The 24376-nt window shown below is 40.5% G+C and carries 26 protein-coding genes and 1 tRNA gene; 24 read left to right on the top strand and 3 right to left on the bottom strand.

Features of this window, described 5'->3' with window-relative positions; all coding sequences use genetic code 11:
- The first annotated feature begins 48 nt into the window (after positions 1 to 48).
- The 6 genes from ACYVD3_RS21245 to ACYVD3_RS21220 all read left to right on the top strand — a co-directional run bounded on the left by ACYVD3_RS21245 (position 49) and on the right by ACYVD3_RS21220 (position 6018).
- Positions 49 to 2166, top strand: coding sequence for a bifunctional diguanylate cyclase/phosphodiesterase (locus ACYVD3_RS21245; RefSeq protein ID WP_460644499.1), 2118 nt, complete (start codon positions 49 to 51; stop codon positions 2164 to 2166).
- Between the two features lie 9 nt (positions 2167 to 2175).
- Positions 2176 to 2457 carry an acylphosphatase gene (locus ACYVD3_RS21240; protein WP_460644498.1) on the top strand — a complete coding sequence of 94 codons (282 nt, stop codon included), beginning with the start codon at positions 2176 to 2178 and terminating at the stop codon, positions 2455 to 2457.
- Positions 2458 to 2992: 535 nt separating this feature from the next.
- The gene (locus tag ACYVD3_RS21235) at positions 2993 to 3400 is read left to right on the top strand and encodes a hypothetical protein (RefSeq protein ID WP_460644497.1); all 408 of its coding nucleotides are present in this window, start codon (positions 2993 to 2995) and stop codon (positions 3398 to 3400) included.
- On the top strand, positions 3393 to 4724 hold the full coding sequence (locus ACYVD3_RS21230; protein WP_460644496.1) for a nucleoside 2-deoxyribosyltransferase: 1332 nt from the start codon (positions 3393 to 3395) through the stop codon (positions 4722 to 4724). Before ACYVD3_RS21235 ends, ACYVD3_RS21230 begins: the two co-directional genes overlap by 8 nt.
- Positions 4725 to 5366, top strand: a complete 642-nt coding sequence (locus ACYVD3_RS21225; RefSeq protein ID WP_460644495.1) for a 7-cyano-7-deazaguanine synthase — start codon at positions 4725 to 4727, stop codon at positions 5364 to 5366.
- Positions 5359 to 6018: an HhH-GDP family DNA glycosylase gene (locus ACYVD3_RS21220; protein ID WP_460644494.1), complete on the top strand. Its 660-nt coding sequence runs from the start codon at positions 5359 to 5361 to the stop codon at positions 6016 to 6018. The genes ACYVD3_RS21225 and ACYVD3_RS21220 overlap by 8 nt, the downstream gene beginning before the upstream one ends.
- A 202-nt stretch (positions 6019 to 6220) precedes the next feature.
- On the opposite strand, the gene ACYVD3_RS21215 is transcribed toward ACYVD3_RS21220, so the two are convergent.
- Positions 6221 to 7039, bottom strand: coding sequence for a helix-turn-helix domain-containing protein (locus ACYVD3_RS21215; RefSeq protein WP_460644493.1), 819 nt, complete (start codon positions 7037 to 7039; stop codon positions 6221 to 6223).
- A gap of 130 nt (positions 7040 to 7169) precedes the next feature.
- Between ACYVD3_RS21215 and ACYVD3_RS21210 the strand changes: the two genes are divergently transcribed.
- The 14 genes from ACYVD3_RS21210 to ACYVD3_RS21145 all read left to right on the top strand — a co-directional run bounded on the left by ACYVD3_RS21210 (position 7170) and on the right by ACYVD3_RS21145 (position 17721).
- A complete protein-coding gene (locus tag ACYVD3_RS21210; protein WP_460644492.1) occupies positions 7170 to 7370 on the top strand; it encodes a hypothetical protein in 201 nt (66 codons plus the stop codon).
- A 2-nt stretch (positions 7371 to 7372) separates the two neighbouring features.
- Positions 7373 to 7807: a hypothetical protein gene (locus tag ACYVD3_RS21205; RefSeq protein WP_460644491.1), complete on the top strand. Its 435-nt coding sequence runs from the start codon at positions 7373 to 7375 to the stop codon at positions 7805 to 7807.
- Positions 7761 to 8564, top strand: a complete 804-nt coding sequence (locus tag ACYVD3_RS21200; protein ID WP_460644490.1) for a conserved phage C-terminal domain-containing protein — start codon at positions 7761 to 7763, stop codon at positions 8562 to 8564. Before ACYVD3_RS21205 ends, ACYVD3_RS21200 begins: the two co-directional genes overlap by 47 nt.
- The gene (locus tag ACYVD3_RS21195; RefSeq protein ID WP_460644489.1) at positions 8548 to 9285 is read left to right on the top strand and encodes an ATP-binding protein; all 738 of its coding nucleotides are present in this window, start codon (positions 8548 to 8550) and stop codon (positions 9283 to 9285) included. The genes ACYVD3_RS21200 and ACYVD3_RS21195 overlap by 17 nt, the downstream gene beginning before the upstream one ends.
- Before the next feature lie 79 nt (positions 9286 to 9364).
- A complete protein-coding gene (locus tag ACYVD3_RS21190) occupies positions 9365 to 9910 on the top strand; it encodes a hypothetical protein (RefSeq protein WP_460644488.1) in 546 nt (181 codons plus the stop codon).
- A gap of 58 nt (positions 9911 to 9968) precedes the next feature.
- A complete protein-coding gene (locus ACYVD3_RS21185; RefSeq protein WP_460644487.1) occupies positions 9969 to 10805 on the top strand; it encodes a hypothetical protein in 837 nt (278 codons plus the stop codon).
- Between the two features lie 147 nt (positions 10806 to 10952).
- Entirely contained in the window at positions 10953 to 11192 is a 240-nt protein-coding gene (locus ACYVD3_RS21180) for a hypothetical protein (protein ID WP_460644486.1), read from the top strand.
- On the top strand, positions 11185 to 11661 hold the full coding sequence (locus ACYVD3_RS21175; RefSeq protein WP_460644485.1) for a hypothetical protein: 477 nt from the start codon (positions 11185 to 11187) through the stop codon (positions 11659 to 11661). Before ACYVD3_RS21180 ends, ACYVD3_RS21175 begins: the two co-directional genes overlap by 8 nt.
- A gap of 5 nt (positions 11662 to 11666) precedes the next feature.
- A complete protein-coding gene (locus tag ACYVD3_RS21170) occupies positions 11667 to 11813 on the top strand; it encodes a hypothetical protein (protein WP_460644484.1) in 147 nt (48 codons plus the stop codon).
- A 68-nt stretch (positions 11814 to 11881) separates the two neighbouring features.
- Positions 11882 to 14731, top strand: coding sequence for a phage tail protein (locus ACYVD3_RS21165; protein ID WP_460644483.1), 2850 nt, complete (start codon positions 11882 to 11884; stop codon positions 14729 to 14731).
- A 101-nt stretch (positions 14732 to 14832) separates the two neighbouring features.
- Entirely contained in the window at positions 14833 to 15141 is a 309-nt protein-coding gene (locus tag ACYVD3_RS21160) for a hypothetical protein (RefSeq protein WP_460644482.1), read from the top strand.
- Between the two features lie 149 nt (positions 15142 to 15290).
- Positions 15291 to 16169, top strand: coding sequence for a sigma-70 family RNA polymerase sigma factor (locus tag ACYVD3_RS21155; RefSeq protein WP_460644481.1), 879 nt, complete (start codon positions 15291 to 15293; stop codon positions 16167 to 16169).
- 1092 nt (positions 16170 to 17261) lie between these two features.
- Positions 17262 to 17462, top strand: a complete 201-nt coding sequence (locus ACYVD3_RS21150; RefSeq protein WP_460644480.1) for a hypothetical protein — start codon at positions 17262 to 17264, stop codon at positions 17460 to 17462.
- Positions 17463 to 17520: 58 nt separating this feature from the next.
- Positions 17521 to 17721, top strand: coding sequence for a hypothetical protein (locus ACYVD3_RS21145; protein ID WP_460644479.1), 201 nt, complete (start codon positions 17521 to 17523; stop codon positions 17719 to 17721).
- 1709 nt (positions 17722 to 19430) lie between these two features.
- On the opposite strand, the gene ACYVD3_RS21140 is transcribed toward ACYVD3_RS21145, so the two are convergent.
- On the bottom strand, positions 19431 to 19646 hold the full coding sequence (locus ACYVD3_RS21140; protein WP_460644478.1) for a helix-turn-helix domain-containing protein: 216 nt from the start codon (positions 19644 to 19646) through the stop codon (positions 19431 to 19433).
- A gap of 380 nt (positions 19647 to 20026) precedes the next feature.
- Between ACYVD3_RS21140 and ACYVD3_RS21135 the strand changes: the two genes are divergently transcribed.
- From ACYVD3_RS21135 to ACYVD3_RS21125, 3 genes are all read left to right on the top strand, one after another.
- Complete coding sequence (locus ACYVD3_RS21135; protein ID WP_460644477.1) at positions 20027 to 20302, top strand: hypothetical protein; 276 nt, start codon at positions 20027 to 20029, stop codon at positions 20300 to 20302.
- 233 nt (positions 20303 to 20535) lie between these two features.
- Positions 20536 to 20880, top strand: a complete 345-nt coding sequence (locus ACYVD3_RS21130; RefSeq protein ID WP_460644476.1) for a hypothetical protein — start codon at positions 20536 to 20538, stop codon at positions 20878 to 20880.
- 83 nt (positions 20881 to 20963) lie between these two features.
- Complete coding sequence (locus ACYVD3_RS21125; protein WP_460644475.1) at positions 20964 to 22124, top strand: tyrosine-type recombinase/integrase; 1161 nt, start codon at positions 20964 to 20966, stop codon at positions 22122 to 22124.
- Positions 22125 to 22222: 98 nt separating this feature from the next.
- On the opposite strand, the gene ACYVD3_RS21120 is transcribed toward ACYVD3_RS21125, so the two are convergent.
- Positions 22223 to 22293 (bottom strand) — tRNA-Gly (locus ACYVD3_RS21120).
- A gap of 156 nt (positions 22294 to 22449) precedes the next feature.
- On the opposite strand from ACYVD3_RS21120, the gene ACYVD3_RS21115 reads away from it, so the two are divergent.
- On the top strand, positions 22450 to 24369 hold the full coding sequence (locus tag ACYVD3_RS21115) for a DNA gyrase/topoisomerase IV subunit B (RefSeq protein WP_460644474.1): 1920 nt from the start codon (positions 22450 to 22452) through the stop codon (positions 24367 to 24369).
- Positions 24370 to 24376 lie beyond the last annotated feature (7 nt).

Genomic DNA, 24376 nt, shown 5'->3' with positions numbered 1-24376 from the left:
AATGAAGAGTCCAAGAGAGAAATCTTATTTCTGAGGAGTTAATTTTTTATGCAAAGGATGAAAGATGTAAAGATTAAAAAAGGACAAATGCTGGTTCCTGTGTTCCTTTGTTTGATTTTTATTGCATGTTGCTTTATATTTTTGACATATATGATACAAAAAAATGAGAAGGAAAACGCGGCATACTTTTACAGTGCGGCAAAACAGAATCAGGTCACTTTTAAGAACCAGATGGAAGGAGATTTTCATGCTCTTAAGGGACTGGCTGTAAGTCTTGGCGCCATGGATCCGGATAATAAGGAGCAGATGGACCGGATCATAAATGAGATTAACGGTGAAAGCCGGTTTATGAAGATCGGCCTTGCAGACAGCGCCCATTGGAAAGAATCGGGTGGTTATGATGATTACTATAGGGTCCCTGTAAAGAACGGGGAGGATCAGCCTGTGGGCTTTCTTTATGCCACAAATTCCGGTGACATGATACACAATATGATCCATAGAACTGTTCTTGCTGAGGGCGGTTTTGCGGAGATCCTTGACCAGAATGGAAAGGTGATCGCAGGGGCGGCCGTGAAGGACCAGGAAAAAGTCAGGGAAGTAATCCACAAGGGAAGTCAGAAACCATTTACCATGGCGTCACAGGGCAGCCGGCAGCAAATGGCCGTTTTGATTCCTTTGGGAATTAATAACTGGTATGTATTAAGCGTTTTTCCTCAATACAGTATGAGGAGCAGACATATAGAAGCAGGGATCGGGGCGCTGATTTTGCTGTCCTCAGGGCTGTTTCTTTACTTTTTCTGCAGGCAGTGCAAGATCATCAGCCAAAACCAGGAAGCTCTTCTGGAACTGGCTTATAGGGACAGCCTGACCGGGTGCAGGAATTTTTCTTCCTTTAAGAGAGAAGCGGAGCGGGTGATACAGGAAGAAAGTATCTCTTCTTACGCAGTGTGGTATTGTGATATAAAGAAATTTAAATTCATCAATGATATTTTGGGATATGAGGAGGGGGACAGGATCCTGACTTCCATTGCGGATCTGTTTCGGGATTATGGGGAACAGGAAGCTTTATTCTGCAGAGTATCGGCCGATAATTTCGCAGGCCTCCATAAATATGAAACCCGGGAGGATATGCGCAGTTGGTTTTATAAGCTGGTTGAGTTTTTTCAGAGCAGGGAACTGCCTTTCAATAAAAAGATTACCATGGAGCTGTGCATGGGCGTCTACTGTATGGAGGAAGATGACCGGGAGCTGTCCATAGAACAGATCGTAAACCGGGCAAATATTGCACAGAAACATGTAAAGAGCCAGCCGGGAAACCAGTTTGGTTTTTATAATAAGGAAATACGCAATAAGGTGGTATATGAGTCTGAGCTGGAATCGGAAATCGACAGGGGAATCAGGAACCGGGAATTTAAGCCGTTTATACAGCCGAAAGTATCCATCCAAAAAGGAAACCGGATCGCAGGAGGCGAGGTTTTAGTGAGATGGGAGAATCCCCGTAAGGGCACCATACCGCCGGGACTGTTCATACCTCTTATGGAACGTGACGGAAAGATCGTGAAGCTTGACCGGTACATGTTTGAGGTGGCCTGCCAATGGCTTCACAACTATTTAAAGACCGGCAGAGAGCCCATAAACCTGGCTGTCAATGTTTCAAAGATCGGAATACTGCGGGAAGACTTTGTGGATTTTTACGGAAGAGTGAAAGAAAAGTATCAGATACCTGACGGACTTTTGGAACTGGAGTTTACGGAAACCGTCATGCTTAATGACGATGCTGTTTTCAGCGGCCTTGTGAGCCGGCTTCATAAAAAAGGGTTTGTTTGTTCCCTGGATGATTTCGGTTCGGGATATTCATCCCTGAATCTTCTGAAGAATCTTCCCATTGACGTATTAAAGCTGGATATTATGTTTTTCAGGAAAAGCACGGATATAAAAAGAGAGAGGATCGTCATATCCAATATCATAAACATGGCAAAGGAGCTTCAGATGAGAACCATCGCAGAGGGGGTGGAGTATGTAGAAACCGTGGATTTTTTAACATCTGCGGGCTGCGATGTGATTCAGGGATATGTATTTGCGAAGCCAATGCCGGTTGAGGCCTTTGATGAGATGTTATTAATGAAAAATGGGGAAGCTCTGACGCCGGAGGATGTCAGGGTATAGGTGACAGTGATGGAAAAATGGGAAAAGATCCGAACGCATATTTATGTCAGCGGACGGGTCCAGGGAGTGGGATTTCGCTTCCGGACCCAGCAGCTTGCCCGGGGCATTGGCCTTACAGGCTGGGTAAAAAACTTAGATGACGGGCGGGTGGAAATGGAATTGCAGGGAAGAGAGGAAGAAATTGACCGTCTGCTCGGCCGTTTGGGACAGGACCGTTATATCGTGATTGACGGCTTCCAGTCAGTACAGATTCCCGCGGTGGAAGAAAACGGATTCCAGGTAAGGTATTGAACGGGAGAAAGTGAAAAGCGGACTGTCACTGAAGGGACAATCCGCTTTTGCAAACAAAAAAAGCAGATAACGGGAATCGGACCCGCCTCCTCAGCTTGGGAAGCTGATGTTCTTTGGAATAAGGTTTACTGTGGTTTATCTTGCCCTATTTACTGGTAAAATCTTGGGTATGTATTTATCTTAAATTACCTTTATTTATAGAAGGTGGTGTCAAAGTGGTGTCAAAATAAAGTGTTGAAGATTTGTATGGTCGATCAAATATGGATGCTGAGTGAATGGAATGACTTAAGCAGATATTAACAGTTTCAATCTTAAAAGGGATCAGCATTGTGAACGCTGTTTTTACTTGACAGGACTATGTCTACTTTACTATTAATTGTAAGCGCAAAAGATTTATATGGTGAACGATGATAGGAAGTCGGTATCAAGGAAACTTGTTTTAACAATAATTATAATTACTATACAACCATACGTTCCGTCTAGCCATATAAATAAAAATGTTATAGAATAAAATAAATAAATCTGGAGGTGTATTATGGGATCTGCGGGAAGTGGTAAATTTGGAAACTATCGTGGAAGTGGAGCGGGATCGTTTTATGGAGATGGAAGTGGTGGAGATGGAAGTGGTGGAGATGGAAGTGGTGGAGAATTAAAATGTCCATTATCTATAGAAAACATTAATTTGGACGATGTGGGCATGTGTGATTATTATCAAAATTATAATAAGGTACCTTTTGTAAATGAAAAAATTGAACTGAGTGAAAACCTAGTCAATAAGCGAATGGTTGTAGTGTTGTCAGATACAAAAAAAATTATAGGAAATCTGCCGATTCATTATAATTATTTAAATTTGTGTTTAAAAAAGGAAATGCGATATTCTGGGGAAATAATATCATCTGGCTTATCACCAATTCCATATATTGTGGTAAATTTGTATGCTTAACAAGAAAATGCTTATAATTGGAGAAGTTTTTGTAGATAATCATCTTGATTTAAAAGGAAATAATTCATATCTCGTTAGATTAGGTGGCATTTTTCATGCTATAAGAGCTTGTTCTGCTTTAAATCTTGATTATGCTTTCGCTTATTATGCACCGGATTACTTAGAAAAGGATATTAAAAAGTATTCAAAAATCCTTAATTCTTCTGGAACATATAGATTAGGATTAGTTGATAAAGCTCCGAATGTTTTCATCATTGGAGTGTCTGATGAGAGTGGAAAACAGGTATATAATAATGTATTGTGTGATCAAGCCGAATATATACATGAAAATAATATATCCGGGTTGTTGGAAGAATTTAACCCAACAGATATACTTATTTTTCCTGGACGATACGGAACAAAGCAAATATTAAATAATTTAGTAGAGTTTGAGGGTTGTATACATATTGATTTTAACTATGATAGTGAAGATATACTGAATTTTACAAACACTAATATTACTACAGCTATACTTTCGACATCATCAACAACCTTTAGTAATTGTTTTAGTGATTATAATTATGACACAATAGTAGATTTATTTGATAAAAGGAATATAAAAAGGTTGTTAATCAAAGAAAACAGAGGGGGATCATGCTTATATGATTATGAATCTAAAAGGTGGCATCAAGCACCCGCCTATTTAGATCGCATAATGCATTCCGTGGGAGTAGGAGATGTTTATGATGTTGCATATATTTATAACGAATTTCCGGAAGATATTGAAAAAACAATGAAATTTTGCGCTTGGAGTTCTGTGTTTTATGCAAAAACAATGTGTTTTGAGGATTTTAAAGAACAATTGGATTTACTTTTACAAAACGCAGATGAGCAGACAGAGTTAATGGGAATTAGAGTGCCATGGATTCTCAGAAAAAAAATTAATATTTATATGGCAGCACCTGACTTTAGTTATGTAGATACATCCAAATTAGATGAATTAGTAGAAGCCCTTATATATCATAACTATAATCCAAGGTTGCCAATACGTGAGAATGGTCAAATAACAAAAAATATGAATTTTCATGAAGAACGTGTAATTTTTTCGAAAGATTTAGAATTATTAGAAGAATGTAATTTTATGATTGCAACATTGCTGTATAATGATCAAGGTACATTAGTTGAAATAGGAACATATCAAGCAAAACGGAAAAATGTGATACTATATGATCCATACAAATTATTAGATAATATGTTTTTAAAGCATTCATGTAATAAATACTGTCAAAGTTTGAATGAAGTTATCGATGCGGTATTTGAAATTACAGGTAAGGTGGTAGAGTAAATGAATATATACGATGGATTGCTATTGGCTTCAGGTGGAATGGATTCTACAGTTTTGGCATATAAGTTAGAGAAAGAAAATAAAAATTTAATTATACTATTCATTGATTATGGTCAACATTGTGAGAAAAAAGAATATCAAACACTGTTGGAGGTAATACCTTTAAAGTATAAGGATAACATTAAGACTATTAAAATAGGAGATGTATATAGAGAATCGAATTCCAGAATGATTATAGAGGCAAATTTATGGGAGGATACAGTGGTAGCTGAAGACATGTACTTACCATACCGGAATATACTATTTATTTCATTAGCTGCTGCTTATGCTCAGTCGATGGGTATAAAGGAAGTTTATACTGCTTTTATTAACAGTAACCATGCAAAAGAGATTGATTGCTCAATGGAATTCTTCACTAAGCTCGAAAATCTTCTTTATGATTATGGTTCTATCAAGATAAAAATGCCATTTCGTGAAATGACTAAAACTGAAGTGGCTAAGTTAGGAATAAATTTAGGAGCTCCAATAGAAAAAACATATTCATGTCAAGTAAATTCTATAACACCTTGCGGTGCATGTCCTAATTGTGTTGATCGTTTAACGGCCATTAATAATGTATTGGGAGAACAAAACAATGGATAATATAGAACAATCTATTGAAAAAATTATTACACTATTAAATAAAATTCCGAGCAGTTATCAGGAAGTAAGTCAAAGAACTCCATATCATAATATGGCAGCAACTTTAACAGATGCTGTTTTACAAGCAGGAATGAATTACAGAAATGTTGTATATCCAAGAATTTGCAATATTTTAGATAATTATGAGCATTATAAAACTACTTGTGATTTTATAATTTTATTTCAAACGTATCCAATAGAAAAAATTATACAATGGAAAAATAAAACAAAGCAAAATACTATTTGCAAATTAACATGGTTTTTATATGGATGTGGAGTTAATAATGAGGAAGACTTGGCTAACTGGTTAATGTTTGAAGAGAACCAAAACGAATTACTAAAAATAAAAGGAATAGGATTTAAAACAGTTGACTATTTAAAATTACTTTCTGGCCAGCAGGCTATACCGATTGATAGACACATGTTTCAGTTTCTGGAAATGTCCAATATAATTACGAGTAATTATAAAGAGGCAAGTTTTTTATTAAAAAAAACAGCTCATCACTTAAACATAGGTGAGAGTACGTTAGATAAAGTTATATGGGATTTTATGTCTTCAAAAAATGATACAAGGCAAATTACTTTAGAAGACGTATTTGGAAAATTTGTTTAGCCTATACAGATGTTAAAATGAACATTACAAAAGGTTAGCACCCCAGATCTCAGTCTGTAAGCCATAATAAGGCGTAGGAATAGGAAAGTCCAATTTTGGATTCTCCTTTTCCTACGCCTTGTTTATGCTACTTAGAGAGAAGCTTTATTTTTTCGAGTTAACACAGATTTTGAAAAGGCCTCTCCATCAATTTTTGATAATTTCAATCTTCCCCTTCCTCAGGCATGAATTTTTCTGAATTATCGTATATCCATCTTTTTTTCTTCTCATCATATCGGCCACCATGAGCACATTTATTCCAATCAACATAAGCCAGAGAACCCATTCCTTTATTATGATCCACCCATAAAGAATTGGATAAGATATCCGGATAGTCGTATACTTTCTTTTGCTCGTATACCTTTATGATGCTGCCCTTAGTAACATAACCATTTTTTTTGCCATCCTCAATTTCCCACCAATATTTACTTTCCAATTGTTTGAAGCGAAAGTGTATAAATTCTAATAGTTCATGTTCCAAAAGGGAGTAGTCTATAGAGGAACAGGCAAACCTTTTTCCATTTGGGGCCTCAATAACAGTATAAAAATCCATTTTACTATCATAATAGTCGGGAATACGGTGTTCGATATTTTCTCCTTCCTGAAAGGGACCATAAACAACTCTATCGAGCCCCAGTTCCTGGAAATTGGCAATATATTCACAGACTCTTCTGTAACCAGCCAAGCTAACAAGTGATTCTAGAATGTTACCTTGGTTTTCAAATAATTCATGTCTTTTAGACCACCAGTGCTGATTAGTCATATAATCATCTTCGCATAAGAGATATTCTACCCTGACATGAAGTATCTTGGATATGCATCTTGCTGCCTCAGCCGAAAGCCTCTTTTTCCCAACAATAATATTGCTAATGTATTGAGGCGTGTATCCGGTATCTTCTGCTAATTGCTTTTGTGTAATGCTACTATTGTCCAAACACTCTCTTAAACGGTTTCCTATTTTTTTGTTTAATTCCTCCATCATTAATCTCCTAATTGTGATTTATCTTAAACTTCTGAATATTAAACTGCTGTTTGATTTAATTATAACTATAGTTTAATATATAGTCAAGAGGTTGAATTAAATAATCTTAAACGTGAAAGGAGTCAACACAATGAGAGCAAGAGCCATGAACACGATAGCAGGAGAAAGTCGTTTGCTGGACACGGAGGAATTAAGGGCCTATACAAACTTGGGTCGTAACAATGCCATGAAATTTGGGGAAGAAATCGGAGCCAAGGTTAAGATAGGAAAGCGTGTCCTATGGGATAAGGTCAAGATTGATCAACATTTAAATGAATTAACGGGGACATGATTATGCAGGAAGAAAAACGCACAGGGCCAATAGAAAAAGCCCAGGATCACACACCACAGGGAGCGTCGGCAAACGTAGAACCTGACAAAGCCTTACCATTCGTGATAGTGGAGGCTTTACAAGCAGGAAAAGAAAATGCTATCAGCGCACAGGATTTATGTACATATTTGGGATTTAACAGCGTTCGGGAGCTGCAGAACGAGATCGCCAGAGAGAGAAAGGCAGGGGCCGTTATTCTTTCCACCTGCCAAGACGGCGGAGGGTACTTTCTTCCGGAGAATGACCAAGAAATCAGGCAGTTCATAAGGACTTTGGAGAACCGGGCCAAGAATACCTTTGCGGTGCTGCATTCGGCCAGAGGGCTTTTGAGGCAGCAGGAGGTGACCGAAGATGAGCAATCCTCAACTGGAGGACGGTTACACCAGGATAGCCAATGAACTATTAGAAGCTGTTTCTCGTGCCAACTTTAATGGTGCTCAGCTAAGGATACTGTTTTGCCTGATAAGAAATACCTATGGATTTGGACGTAAGGAATGTGACTTTTCTAACAGTTTTGTGGCTAAAGGTACCGGGCTTAGCAAGAGTAGTATAATTGCAGTAATAAGCAGTTTGCAAGAGGGGAAAGTGATTGTGGTAACGCAGCAATCAACCTTTAATAGTCCCAGGAAAGTGAAGCTGAATAAACACATTAATGAGTGGTCTGTTCTACCGCCACAGTGGCAGACGTCTATACCAGGTACAGATATCATTACTTCAACAGGTACAGACGTCTGTACTACGACAGGTATAGACGTCTGTACCCAAAAAAGAAAGAATTTAAAGAAAGAATATAAAGATATAGTCGAGAAGGATCTCGACAAGCCCCCTTACAAGGAAATTATTGATTATCTTAATGACAAAACGGGTAAGGGATATCGGTGGCAGGGAAGGGCTACACAAGGCCATATCAATGCTCGTTTTGCAGAAGGATATACCTTGGAGGATTTTAAGAAGGTTATAGACAACAAGGCAGCCGAATGGAAGGGCGGAAAGATGGAGCAATACTTAAGGCCAGAAACATTGTTCGGGACAAAGTTTGAAGGATATCTTAACCAGCAGCAGGGAGAGGAGGAAAAAGAAAACGGAGACAGTATTAAAACAGGGGAGTCAACAGCAGATTACTATCGCAGGAAATACGGTGCAAGCATTGGTTAAGTCGGTAGATGCTGTACCTGGCGGGGCATTTATAATCTATGATGTAGAAAATTATGGTGAGACACAGCCGTTCTGGGTTCCAGATGGAACTGTGCAGGGGACAGAGGCGCGGAGAAACCAAAGCATGATTCCGCCGGAGTATGTGTATAAAAGAGCAAAGGATTTTCAATGGGACATATATGGCGAAAATGTTAAGCTCCAGAAGCAAATTGTAAATGCCTTTATTATCAATTTCAGAGAATTTGAAAGACAGGGCAGGGGATTATACATATACTCTGCAACTAAAGGATCAGGAAAAACAATGCTGGCCTGCTGTCTTTGCAATGAGATTATAGAGCAGTATGCTATTCCGGTAAAGTTCATATCGGTTCCTGATTTTGTAGAATTGATAAAGGACAAGCGAGAAGAAAGCAAAGAGAGGACCGATTCACTTTATCAAGCCAGGCTTTTGGTCTTAGATGATATAGGGGCTCAGACGGGGAAGTATGAATGGATTGATAATGCCCTGTTTCGCCTGGTTGACTATCGCAAGAGAGAATTCCTGCCAACCATATTTACCAGTAACTGCGATTCGGAGGAGTTGAAAATGGATAATAGAACCGTGGACCGGATTATTTCAATTTCTGTAGATGTGAAGATGCCAGAGCGCAGCATTCGCCGGGAAAAGGCAGCAGAAATGAACAAGAAGTTTATTCAAGGACTTCTTGATGCAGAAAAGTAGAAGGGAAATAGAAGACCATTTTCCTGATGCCGGGAGTATGGTGTTGTCCGGGAAAAGCATGAATTGAGAGGAGAAAAGGATGGAATCAGCAAGGGAACGGGCTTTAACAGCAATTAAAGCAAGGAGGGACTTAAGTCCGCCGATGATTAGTGTGTATAACCTTTTAAAAATAGACAAGGTGGAAACATGGACCGGGTTGTGTTGTGACCGCATAGCGGATGAGAACCTAATAGACATGGAGGACGTGCAAATCGATTTAATCAATATGTCAGGACTTTGCCTTACTGCCAATGGAATTATGGTGTGCCGGGATATTCTGGAATCTTACATTGACAAAAATACTCTTCGTGATGTGTTCAAGTGGATGTGCTCTGAGGAATCCATAAATGCAAATATTAATACTGCTGTTCAAGTCTTGCGGGATATGAGTAATTCACGCTTAAAAGAGTTGTACAGAGAAGCCGAGTCATTACAATTACCAGAAAGCGTCAGTGCCCGGGAGTTGATTCAAGAAGAGATGCGTCAGAGATCGCCTTTTATGGCGCTGGTTCGCAAAGTCAGGAAAGAATTCAGGCTACTACCTGTCAGAAGGATTCTTTTAAGAGCAAAAAGGAATAAACGATAGGTAGTAAAAGACGTGGTTACTACGGTCTATAAGGCAGTAACTACGGGAAGGGAAACGGATGTACTGCGTTATTCAGGGAATTGAGAAAATAACAGTGCCGGTGGGTGAGCCAAAAGAAATTGAAGTATATGAAACCAACGGGACGATAAATGGAGAACCTTACACCTCTTATGGATATAGATACAGCCAGGAACGCTATGAACGCCAGATCAGGAAGGCTTACCGCATCAGTATCCATAAAAGTTTCCGGGAAGGCGGCAGAGTCCATAAAAAGCAAACGGTAATATGCACCATTGGATATTATGATCTTATTGACTGGGGTAGTTGGGTCGGTGACTACATAAAAGGCAGCAGGTTGAGTAATAAAGCGGAAACATTGGGACTGTCGGAGGAAGCGCTTGCCAACATGATTTATGAGAAGTTTCAGCCTATCGTTGATCAGGTAGAAGCGGAATTCCATCAGACAGAGGAATATAAGGCTAAGGAAAGACACAGATGTATTCTAAAGGAGCATCAGCAGAAGGTTGCTGAATTCATAAAAAAATACGAGTCTGCTGAGAGTGATTATAAGTCTTGCTATGATGTTTTCGGAAACCTAAGGAATCCAGGATATCTCAAAAAAATTGAAGAGAATTATAAGCAAAGACAGGAATATGAGCAAAGGAGCCAGGAGCAAAGCCGTAGTTATTATGAGAATTTCTATAGTAACTACACTGGAAGCAGTTCCAATAGCTTTGGCTCTGCAGGCGGACAAGGAAACGAGGAGAGCAAAGCAACTCTTAAACAGTTTTACCGGACGCTTTCAAAGGTATATCACCCGGATAGCAACCCAGGAAAAGATACATCCGAGGAAATGAAGGTTCTCAATCAGCTTAAAACGGAGTGGGGGGTGTAGTGGTTTGCAACGGTATCTAAATCAAAGACTCAGGCCTTGAAAATAAAAGAAGAAAGGAACTTATAAACATGATAGCAGTCGGTATTTTATTGTTCGTAATTATCTGTCAGTTAACGGCAATCTACGGAAAGATGGAGGAAAAGAATCATGAATGATACGCAAAATCAAAAAGAAATTATTTTAGCTGGATTAAGTGGAGTAACGGAGGCATTAAAAGGTCTTAAACCTGCCATGAAGCAGGCAGAAGAGGTTGTACCATTGGCTCTTAAGGCAACGCTGGAATCTCTAACGAGGGGAGCTGAAAGCCTGAGAAAACATAAGGAGCAGTACGATAAGGCAATGAAGGAATGTGAAGAAACAATGATGGAGGGAAATGCCAATGAGTAGTAAAATGCAAAGCATCAATTTTTCGGACGGTTATAAATCTTTCTGTATTAACGATGACCCGGGCAGGGTAATCCGGTTTAACCCGACTGATATTGATATCGTGAAACGATTTAATCAGGCAATGAAAGAACTGAGAGAAGAGAAGGACGGGCTGGAAGATGTAAGCCTTAATCCAGATGGGACCGTTGCGCTTGATGATGATGCTACACTGGAAAAGACTTCGGAAGTGTTGGAAAAGTTCAATCAGGTAATCCGTGAGAAGCTGAATTTTATTTTTAAATCTGACGTATATGACACCATATTTGATGGTCAGTCCCCCATGGCTATTGTGGGAAAGGAAAGGCAACTGCTGTTTGAAGCATTTATGGATGCAGCTTTTCAGGTGATCACTGAAGAAGTGGAAAAGGCCACCAGGGAAAGGGTTGGCAAGTATACGGCGAAATATAAGAAAAAAGATCCCCGGAGCTGATGAACATGAATGAAGAAATGCAGAGAGTGATACAAGAAATACATAGCCGGGGGAATACCGCTGAAATCAAACAGCGCAAAGATGATGTTATTATCTTGGAGGTAATTAAAAAAATTGTATATAAGTATGACAGACAAAATGGTGTTTGTTAATGGCTAAATGGTGCCGATGGCTTTCAGAAATGGGAGCTGTCGGCCTTTTTATTTTAAGGTGGTGAAACATGGAGCAATATGATGGTTCGGTACTTATTGATACAAAAATCAATGCTGATGGGGCAGAGAAAGGAACCAGGAATTTAAAATCAGAATTTGAAAAAATAGTGTCCAGTGCTCAAGCGGCAGGTAACAAGGTAAAAGATGTTTTTTCAAAGTCCATGAAAGAAGTGGGGCAATCTTCACCCGGTGTTGGTTCCGGTTATGACCCTAAGGCAATGGAGATGGTATTTGGCAAGTCAGCAGCAAATATCAAGAACTATGCGCAGGCGGTTCAACAATACGGGCAGCAGGCGGGAATGGTCATGAACAAGATGAGCGTGGATAGCCAACAGGCAGCTTCCTCGCTGAGAAGTACATCAAATGCGGGAAAGCAGACCGGAGGTGCCTTAAAAGAGGTCTCCAGTGGAGGGAAAATAGCTTCTGAAGCATTAAAGTCAACGGCCGCTGCCGGTCAGACCTCAATGGTAAGTTTAAAAGATTCTGTTTTGTGGGGAATGAACACAGTCAAAAACACTTTAATATCCGCAATTATGAATATCCCAACTATTATACGATCCGGCCTTAGTAAGATCCCTGCTATTGCGCAAGCTGCGTTAAAGGGTATGGCAACAGTAGGAAAGATGGCCTTTCAATCTCTTGGGAACTTGGCAGTAAAGGCAGCAGGACAGATGAAAAACCTTGCTAAAAATGTGATGAAGTCAGCGGGAGAAATCACAAAATCCTTGTTAGGTCTTAGAAAAGGCACGCAGAAGACGGGGAAGAGTTTTAGTATGCTGGGCATGCTTTTTCGTACACTTGTGTTTAGCATGTTTTACCGGGCTATAAGAGGAATTACATCTGCTATAAGAGGGGGAATTGAGAATCTGGCTCGTTATTCGAGTGAAGTTAACCAGACAATGTCTCAATTGAAATCTTCGCTCACAATGCTTAAGAACAGCTTTGCAGTTGCATTCGCACCTATCATAGAATTTGTGGCACCGGCTCTAACAAAGCTGATATCAAAAATGGTAGAGCTAAATAACTGGATTGCGCAGACAATGGCTGCTCTGGCCGGGAAAGATACCTTTACTAAAGCCATAGCTGTTCAAGAGGATTATGCGGCCAGTCTTGCAGCAACCAAAAAAGCTACAAAGGATGCAGCAAAAGAAACTAAAAAAGCTACATTCGCTTTTGATACTTTGATTCAGGCACAAGGCAAGAACTCTGACAAGGAAGAATATACCGGACCGTCACCGGATCAGATGTTCAAAACCGTGGAAGTAGCAGAGAATGTGCAAAAGGCTGCAGATAAAATACGGGAATTGCTCAATAGTGAGGATTTCGCTGGTATTGGGGAATTGTTGGGACAAAAGATTAATGGAGCTATAGCCCGAATCAGTTCTTTGATTGACTGGAATAATGTGGGCGGACGGATTACAGAAATTGTAACAAGATTTGTGAGTTTGTTTAATGCTATGGTGTCAACGATCAATTGGGATTCACTGGGCAGAATGTTAGGTAAGGGTATTAATACAATCGTAAATACGTTATACCTTCTGTTAAATGGGATTGATTGGGTAAAGTTAGGCGAGGCTTTTGCAAAAGGGCTGAACGGGCTTATATATGAGGTGGACTGGGAAAAATTTGGTGCCACAATCGGAAGTTTTGTTCAGGCAAAGATTGATTTGATATATGGATTTGTTACAACTGCAGACTGGCCGGCTATTGGAAAAGCTATGGCTGATGGTGTGATGGGTCTAATAAATCGAATTGATTGGGCCAGATTTGGAGAAACGCTGGGAAAGACCTTGTCGGGAATGATAAGCAGCATACATAATTTTATCCAAACCATAGACTGGACAGGGTTAGGAAAGAAAATTTCTGAGACTCTTAATAACTTCTTTGCAAATATTGATTGGGCTGATTTCGGTCAGACATTGAGCGATTTTGCATTAGGTCTTTTAGAAACTCTACGCACAGCATTAAAAGAAACCGACTGGGAAGCAATAGGACAGGACCTGGGAGAATTCCTTGTAAATGTTGACTGGTGGAAAGTGTTTACAAGTGTTGTGGATGTGGTTATCCGGATCGCTTTGGCAGTAGTAAAAGCGGCATGGGGAATGCTGAAAGTTATCGGAAAGGCTTTATGGGAAGGTATTACAGAAGGAATTGCAGAGTTTTCCGAAGATCCTGGGGCATGGATTAAAAAGCATATAGTTGACCCATTCATGAAATGGATTAAGGATTTGTTTGGGATTCATTCGCCATCTACGGTTATGGCTGAAATTGGAAAATATTTAATGGAAGGATTGATACAGGGACTTGAAAATTCAATGGGTAATCTTGTTCGGCCACTGACAAACCTTTCTGAAAAGATTAAAAATGGTTTCCAAAGTGCGTTTGATGGTGTGAAGAGTATAGCAGCAAATGCAGTAAACTCTATTATTGATACTTTGAACAAATTGAAATTTGATGTGCCGGACTGGGTTCCTGGAATTGGTGGGAAGTCATTTGGATTTAATATAAAACATGTGGCGGTTTCTGGAAATGGGTTTTCAGCCTCAAGGACTCCGGTCAATTATGCCGCCTATGCCGATCATATTCCACGTCTGGCTACTGGAACGGTTGTCCCCCCAAGAGCCGGCAACTTCATGGCTATGTTGGGCGATAACAACAAAGATTATGAGGTTGTATCCCCTCTTGAAACAATGAAGCAGGCATTTAAGGAAGCTATTGAAGAAATGGGAGGAATCGGAGGCGGAACCGTACAGGCAGATTTGATCGTTGACGGTACAAAGTTCGGGCAGTTGGTCTATAAGTATAACAACAAGGAAACTGACCGTGTAGGGGTTAGGCTGGTAACATCGGGAGTCTAAAGAACCTCCTAAAACCTCGGCTTTTGTCACTTATAGTATTAAAAAAGAGAAAAGATATAAGAATACTATTTTAAATACTATGAAAGTAGAGGGAAAAATAAATGAATGCAGAGCAGGAAGTTAAAATTTTGTATGATGCCCAACAGATTGCGGAGCATGTGACAAGAAAGCTATTAAGCGCAGCTCAATATCCTGAATTTGGAGCTGGCGGAGTACCAATGACAATTGCAGCAGAGGTATACGGGAAAGATGCTACATGGGTTCGCCAAGGTATAGAAGATGGGTGGCTACCTATAGGACACATGACACGAAGCGAGAATAAAAGAAATTTCTATATTTCTCCTAAGAAGTTATGGGAGGATACGGGATTTATATGGAAAGAAAGTAATTTTACCAGGGGTTATGATTAATATCGCAAAATGTGATGCAAAGTCATGAGAGGTAGGTTATTCAGAGGGCGGCTGAAAATTCAGTCCCCTCTTATACCCCCTAATAAGAGCGGCATTGAAAAAACTTGAGGTTTAAATCTATATTGTAAAATGCAGGGAGGCAGCAGGATATGAATAATGAGGAGCTTGTAATCAGGATCAAGGCCGGTATTAATCCGGCAGAGGATATGCTTGCCCTGTATGAGCAGGTAAAAGCCTTTATTGGCTCCATTGCCTGGAGATATAGAGGACGGGAGGAATTGGAGGATTTGGAGCAAGAGGGATATCTTGCTCTCTATGATGCAATAGATGGCTACGATCCGGAAGCTGGCTGCAAGTTCCTCACCTATGCAGAATATTGGATCAGCCAGCGGATCATGCGATACATAGAGCGGAATTCTTCTTGCTTACGCATTTCCTTTCAGAGTCAGGCACGATTAAGGCAATATAAGCGTCTCTGCGATTCCTTTATTAAGGAACATGGCCGGGAGCCTTCAGAGGCCGAGACAGCCTATTTTATGGGATTAAGCATAGAACAAGTAAGGGATATACATAGAAACGCCTGTATTGGCAACATAACGAGTTTAGATGCACCTGTAAAAAACATAGAAGAGGGAGAATACACGGTGGGGGATGTTATTCCTTCCGGTGAGGATATGGAAGGGGATACTGTTGATCGGCTGCAGCAGGAGCAGCTTAAGGCGGTGCTATGGGAATGCGTAGATAGTTTACCGGGGAATCAGCCGGAAATTATCCGTAAGAGATTTCGGAAAAATATGACTTTGGCTGCCATAGGCGAATCGTTTGGGGTTCGGCCAGAAGCTATCCGCCAGGACGAAAATAAGGCAATGAGAGAATTGCGGAAATCGCATAACAGGAATAAACTGAGGCCATTTCTACCAGAAACAGATGTTATTTATAGTGAGGGGATAAGGGGAACTGGCTTTGAAAGGTTTAATCGGACATGGACCAGTGCAACGGAAAGGGCAGCCCTTAGATATGAGGTTTGACACAGATGAAAATTATTGCTATCTGGAAAAGTCGGGACAAATGGAATGTTGTACAGCAAAGAAAGTACAACAAAACAATGCAGAAAGCACGGTTCTGTACTTGGGAGTCTGCTGAAATTTCAGCACCCTATCTTTAAGAAAGAGTATAATTGAATGTGGTCGATGATGCTTGTAAATGATAAGGTTTAAAAGCAAATGATGTTAGAAAATGTTAAGGTGTGTACACTAAGAAACCCTAAGACATTATACATTGTCATGCCCTCCAATACAGGAAATTGTATGCAAAGTTCTGCACACAATAATGCACACAAAACCCTTGTAAATCCCAGTATGATCCTCGGATAGAAATGATGGAAAATGCTGGAGTAATTTAAACTGGAAAGTGTAGGTTATATCATGAAAATAGTATGTAATGTAGGCCCTTTTAAGAAAAAATGAATGCAACGCAAAGCGAACGTTGCAAAACGAACGTTGCGAACGTTCGGTATTCTCGTGGCGGAAAATTCCGCCGCCAATACATAAGCTGGTACGGCAATTTTGCCGACTCAGAGTAATCAAGAGTAATATACTGTTTGTTGGAAAATGTTGGAATATCTGCCTATATAGCTGTTTGGCAAATCAGTTGGCTTTTTGAAGAGTACTGCGAGATCAAATGGAGAAAGCATGTTGACATTTGTTGGTGTACTGGGCTATATAGCGGGAATATCCCGTATAGCGTACAGACGGTTGCAAATAGTTGCATTTTAAGCATATAGCCTACAGGTCTGCCTGGAACAAAATATTAAATGGATGATGACTTATGATGCCATATCTGTATATATAGCGGACCGGTAAACTAGCTGGCAATTAAGACAAAGCAGTTAAGCTACTATAAAACACTACAATTTCAGCCTATATAGCAGAACAACAGGAACACCAGATATCATATAAAAAATAGTGGCAATTAGTGGCCTGTTAAATTATATAGCAGGCAGAATATTGAGAGTAAGCATTTGTGTGTAAGATACCTGGAGTGCTATACGGAATAATAATTATGGTACAATCTCCTTGCAGTAGTATATTTAAAGCATATATGTAAAGGAGAGAATCAGAATGCAAAAAAGTCACATGAAGCAACGAGCAGAAGAATTAAGGATACTTATTGCAACGGTAAAAATCAAACATAAACTTACCAATGCTCAATTAGCAAAAAAGATTGGGACACCACTAAGTACTTTTAATTACTGGAAAGCAAACATTGAGAGATTTCCAGTAGGAAAGATCTGGTTGTTAGAGGTGATGGCAGAAAAATAGGATATTGGATTGTCGAATAAAAAAGGAGAGAATAATCATGCGGTATCCAAGGCCTATTATGAGTATTACAGAGTTAGTTGAACTGGGGTTTTCAAGGCGGGAGCTTAATAAAAATGTGCACGCAAAAGGACAGACTTTTGCTCTTAAAACAGAAGGTGGCGGTAAATGGGTATTTGATACCGCTGAATTTGAAAAGTGGAGGTTAGGAAAAAAAGGCTATAGCGGTCAGAAAGGAGGTGTTAAAAATCAAAAGGAATGAACCTTTAACCTGGACAAACTGGGTAACAATCGATGGACAGCCTGTAAAGGTATCTGATTTGCCAAAAAAGGCACAGCAAGCTCTTGGAAATCGGGTGCGAAGAGTACCAATGGAAGCATTGGGGTTTATCGTGGAGCCAGTGGAAAAGGATTCCCATTAAGCAAAAAATAAGACCAAATGAACAACTTAATCAGAGTTATTTACGGAACAGGTAATGAAACAAGAAACCAAGTTACATAGAGCGGAAAATTCCGCTGTACTGAAATGTCTGATAGTTCTTGTGGTAAAGAATTTAGACAATCCAATTTTGGAGACTCATGATGAAGTTATCCACTTGGGTAGAAAAGAGTCTAAAGCAAGTAGAGCCGAGAATACGGCTGTACTGAATTACTTAGGCTTTCTTGTGATAAAGAATTTGGACTCCTCAATTTTGAAGAGTCATGATGGAGTCCTCCATTTGTGGAGAAAAGAATCCCAATTAAGCAGAACCGAAAATTCGGCTGAGTAAAGGACAACGCAATTTTGCACAGTCCATACCAAAGGACGGCTAAATTTTGAGCCATCAGGGCGGAGTAAGCTGAACGCAGTTTTGCGTTGAGTATTTTGTCTCCTTGGATGTGGGTAGTGGAGGTAGTTGCAATGGACCATAAGTGAAAGAGGAGTTGCATTATAATCAGTGGAGGGACGGCCCCGGTACTTTCTTCCATTTTTGGAAAAAAGTCTTTTTTCTCTTCAAAACCGTATTCAGCCATATTTTGACCGCTATTGGAACCGCTTCCCAAATTTGGGAAGCACTTGCGCTGTCTATAGCAAGGAAATGTCCATACTTCGATCATTAAGGCTAAAGGAGGAATGTGCCACTAAGTGATTAATAGATCAAAACAGAGGAAATATGAAGCATACATAAGCGGTTAAGGGGGAGTTACGGCGGTTGCAATAGGTCAGAAGGGAAAGTGTGATCATATAGGGGTGTCAATCTGTCACCCCTATTATAACAACGGGTGCTCAGTCCATACTCCCGTCAGGGACAGATTGTCCCTTTCAGATTGCAGGGGTCAACATGACGTAGAACACAGGTATTCAATATTAGTGTTGAATGGGATCACAGAATGATACCCCTTACGTTCGCACCAGAGGACGAGCGCAAGATTGCGCTGGTTAATGGGCGGAGGTTTTCGTCATGAAGGACGAAAAGGCAGCAGGACTGTTATAGCCTACTGCCTGGGAAAAGTAATTGCACATTGAAATGGGATATGTTACCATAGGGACAAGGAATAATCGTGTCACTGCAAGGGCGTTGGCCTTCCATCATACATAGATGGGAGGTGGTGCGGATGAAATATGACTTTAAGGACCTTATGGCCTTTGGTATGTTCATAATCGCATTACTTACCTTTATTTTCGTTAATTGTAAGTAGCGTTTTTCTATAAAGTCCTGGAAACAGGCATAGAAAAACCACCCTTGTAAACTTTGGTCGGTTTGAGGGCGGAATTTTCTATCTTATTCATGGCCAACCCCTTGTAGGGGGCGGTTGTTCCTTTTGTAATTCTAATATAGCATATCTGGAATCACTATTCAAGTATCTATAGATGATAAATCATATATAGTTAATGGATTGCATTATAGTTGGTCCGCCTTGTCATAATTATTCTTTCAATTTTAAAATCCTCTCTGACTCAATGTGCATATCTGATGTGGGAGTTAAAGCCTATTCTTCATCATCAGGCAAATATTCCATAATGTCACCGGGTTGGCAGTTAAGAGCCTTGCATATTTTTGATATTGTTTTGCTGTCAAGTCCGCCAGTTCCATTTTTTAAAGCGGTCAAAGTTCCTTGTCCTATCAACTTTTCCTGACGTATTTTGTAAGTAGTCCAACCCTGTTGCTCCAGAAGAACAAAGAGCTTTTTATAACTGATTGCCAATACATTCACATCCCTTCTTGTTTTGGGTGGATAAAAATAGATATATCTTTTCCATCATAAGCATATTATAGCATCTTATATACACAAAGACAAGTGTACAATTGCGCCAAAAACATTCACTTAACTTTGTGTATAATGACGGTTGAATATTCACTTAACTTTGTGTATGATTGGTATATAAGATAACAAAACAACAAAGCACCGATAACCCCGAAAAGGTTATGAAATTCCAGTCAATATCCCTGTGAGTGAGCTGAGGCAAAACCAATAGTCAGGAAGATTACCGGAACGGCGCAAGGATTCAATCCCGGTGAGGAGGTGCCAAGACTGGCGAACAATAGCCCGGTAAGAATCCACCAGAAGGAAAGGAGATCAACCACATGGGAGAAAGAGCCATTGTAAACAGAGTAAAAAAGTTAAAGGCCATTGAAGAGCAGCAGGCAGCTCTTAAGGCAGAAGCGGATAAGCTGAAAGAGGAAATCAAGAAGGAAATGCATGCAAGAGGAGCCGAGGAATTAAAGGCCGGGGCTTTCCTGGTACAGTGGAAAACAATCATCAAGAACCGATTCGATTCCAAGAGCTTCCAGAAAGAGCACAAGACGCTTTACAGCCAGTACATGAGTCAGACAAGCGAAAAGCGGTTTACCGTAGCATAACAGGCCTGTAAGTGCTCAGGGCCAATAAAAGAATAACAAGCAGCAGTGAGTAACGGCAATTACATGGACCTGCTGCCAGATCACACACCAAATGTAAAAACCCTATGCGTCGGCAAACGCACAGGGCTAATAAAAAAATTAAACCCGATCACACACCAATGCAAAGGGGTACTCTGATTATAACACAGATTTATCCCTTTGCAAACCCTAACGTAAAGGAGAGGATCTTCAAAATGGATAGAGAATTCTACATCAGCAGTAAACTTACAGACATTGAGATATTGGCTCAAAGGGCAAAAGTAATGATTGAGGATTTAAGTGAGGATTATTTCAGTAATAGACCACAAGCGGATGTATGGAAAGCCATAGGATATTATTATGACAAGGCAAGTACAAAGGTTGATATTGCAAATGTCATGATTTTTGAACTTATGAAAGGTCTATCAACATTGCGCAGTGTTTTGGAAATAGAAGAAGATGATGTGGAGCGAGAGATAAAGATATATGACTTTATGGACAAACATAATTGTGATCGGGATGTTGCAGAACTTCTTTTCCAGGATCAAGAGGAAAAGTAGAGAGAACCTTCATGTTGAAAAATGTTGGAGGAATGCAGCATATAGCAATTATATTGTTGCATTCCTTATAAGGAGTATATAATATGGCAGTAGATAAGAACGGGAAGACGTTACCGAAAGGGATTACCTTGCGTTCTGACGGGAGATACATGGCCCGCTTTCAGTATGATGGGGAGAGGTATACCATATATGATATAAATATGAAGGACTTGCTGGAGAAAATGGAAAACATGAAATATGAGTTAAAGCATGGCATTTTCTGCAAGCCTAAAGATATTACGGTTTCTGCCTGGTTTGAAACATGGTTGGAGCAATATAAGAATAATACAAGCAAAGCTTCAACGATACAGACGTATAAGCAGACATTTTCAAGCTACATTGAGCCGGTTTTAGGGAAAAGGAAAGTGACTGACATACAGCCCCAGGCCTTACAGAAAATCATTAATGACCTTTACAAGAAAGGTTTTTCTAAGTCACGTGTTAATTTTGCATTTGTTATCTTATCGGGAATGTTCAATCAGGCACAAAAAAATAAGCTGATAATAAGTAATCCGGCTGATGCTTTGGTTTTTCCTAAATACAGGAAAAAGAACCAGAATGAAAAGAGAGTAATGTCACTGGAAGAGCAGCATACTTTTTTGAAATATGCAAAAGGGTCTGTATACTATAATTTCTATGTAATGGCTTTATCAACGGGCATGCGTGTCAATGAGATAACGGGCTTGCAATGGTCTGATATTGATTGGAAGAATAAACTGATCCATGTAACCGGGACCCTGGTATATCTTCGTGAGGGGTCAGGCAGGTACAAGGATAGCCCGAAGACAGAGAGCAGCCGGAGAGATATACCGATGCTTAATAATATAGAAGAACTTCTGAAAAGCATCAGACATAGGCAGCTTGAAAATCGGTTAAAACTGGGCGAACAATGGAAAGAAGAAGATAACCTAAAAAATATGGCCTTAACTTATGAAGATGGCGGAGCATTTTGGGATACGGGGATCCGGGTAGACATGAAAAAAATCGCCAATAAGATTAATAAAGATGGTATAAAATTTGATCCAATAACCCCACATACCTTACGTCATACATTTGCCACAAGAGGCCTGGAGCAGGGAATTCCTTTAAAGGTCATGCAGGTGATCTTAGGCCATAGCAGCCTGGCTATGACTGCAGATTTATATTCGCATGTACTGCCAGATACGAAAGCCGAGGAAATGAAAAAGATCGAAAAGATACTGTGAAAAAATAGAAGTGGTGTCAAAGTGGTGTCAAAGCAAAAAAAGAGGACTTTCCAGTTTGTTATGGAAGCCCTCTTTTTCCTTGTAAATAAAAGGTTTAAAGCAGATAACGGGAATCGAACCCGCCTCCTCAGCTTGGGAAGCTGATGTTCTACCAATGAACTATATCTGCTTAATGTCATTTGACACGTTTTATATTATAGCATAGAGCACTGGGAAAATACAATACTTTTTTATGAAATTTAGTAAAAAAATTGCCAGCAACTTGCCAAAAATGGAAAAGGCATTGTATAATGGAACATGACAATACTAGATGTGGAGGAGTATCATGGCAAAAGCACAGTATAATGCGGACAGTATTACCGTACTGGAAGGTCTTGAAGCAGTGCGGAAACGTCCGGGCATGTATATAGGCAGCGTTGGGACAAAGGGACTGAACCATTTGATTTATGAGATCGTAGACAATGCAGTGGACGAGCATCTGGCCGGCTACTGTGATCAGATATGGGTAACCCTGGAAGCAGACGGGTCCTGCACTGTCAAGGATGCAGGCCGGGGAATTCCGGTGGAAATGCACAGCAAAGGCGTATCGGCAGAGCGTGTGGTTCTTTCTACACTTCATGCAGGCGGCAAATTTGATAATGATGCCTACAAAACCAGCGGCGGACTTCACGGAGTGGGCTCTTCCGTGGTAAATGCCTTGTCTGTTCACATGAAAATCAAAGTATATAAAAATGGTCTGATTCATTATGACAAATATGAGCGGGGCATACCAACGGTAGAACTGGTGGATGGCCTGCTTCCTACGTTAGGAAAAACAAAGGAAACCGGGACAGAGATCAACTTCCTGCCCGATGGGGAGATCTTTGAAAAAACACGTTTTAAGGCGGACTGGCTGAAAAGCCGTCTTCATGAAACCGCCTATTTAAATCCGGCTCTCAGAATCATCTATATGAACAAACGTCAGGGCGAAGAGGAAACCGTCGTCTATCATGAACCGGATGGGATCATTGCCTATGTAAAGGAATTAAATGCCGGAAAGGAAGCAATCCATGATCCCATTTATTTTAAGGGAACAATGGACAAGGTGGAGATCGAGGTGGCCCTGCAGTTTGTGGACACCTTTGAAGAAAATATTCTGGGCTTCTGCAACAATATTTTCACCCAGGAAGGCGGGACCCACTTAGCGGGCTTTAAGACCCGTTTTACCCAGATGGTCAACAGCTACGCAAGAGAGCTGGGGATATTAAAGGAAAAGGATACCAACTTCACCGGAGCTGATACGAGAAACGGCCTGACAGCCGTTGTGGCGGTGAAGCATCCGGATCCTATTTTTGAAGGCCAGACAAAGACAAAGCTTGCCAGCGCAGATGCCACAAAGGCAGTGTTCACCGTGACCGGCGACGAGCTCCAGCGGTATTTTGACCGCAATTTAGAGGTTTTAAAAGCGGTCATCGGCTGTGCGGAAAAGTCTGCAAAGATCCGGAAGGCAGAGGAAAAGGCCAAAACCAACATGCTTTCTAAATCCAGGTTTTCCTTTGACAGCAACGGAAAGCTGGCAAACTGTGAAAGCCGGGATACGGAAAAATGCGAGATCTTTATTGTAGAGGGAGATTCCGCAGGAGGCTCCGCTAAGACCGCCCGCAACCGGCAGTACCAGGCCATTCTTCCTATTCGCGGAAAGATCCTGAATGTAGAGAAAGCTTCCATGGATAAGGTTCTGGCAAATGCGGAGATCAAGACCATGATAAATACCTTTGGATGCGGATTTTCCGAAGGCTATGGCAATGATTTTGATATTTCAAAGCTTCGGTACCATAAAATCATTCTCATGACTGATGCGGATGTGGATGGAAGCCATATTGATACCCTTCTGCTCACCTTTTTATACCGCTTCATGCCGGAGCTGATTTATAACGGCCACGTGTTCATTGCTATGCCGCCGCTGTTTAAGGTCATTCCAAAGCGGGGGGAGGGGCAATATCTCTATGATGAAAAAGAGCTGGAGCGCTACCGCAGGACCCATACCGGGGAATTTACCTTACAGCGTTATAAGGGTCTTGGAGAAATGGATGCAGAACAGCTTTGGGAAACAACCCTTGACCCGGAACGGCGGGTTTTAAAGCAGGTGGAGATCGAGGACGCCCGCATGGCTTCGGAAATAACGGAAATGCTTATGGGCAGCGACGTCCTCCCCAGGCGGCGGTTTATCTATGAACATGCAGATGAAGCCGAGATTGACGCGTAAGGAGAGG

The organism is Lacrimispora brassicae, from assembly GCF_054772055.1.
This window is presented reverse-complemented; position numbering and strand designations above follow the sequence as displayed.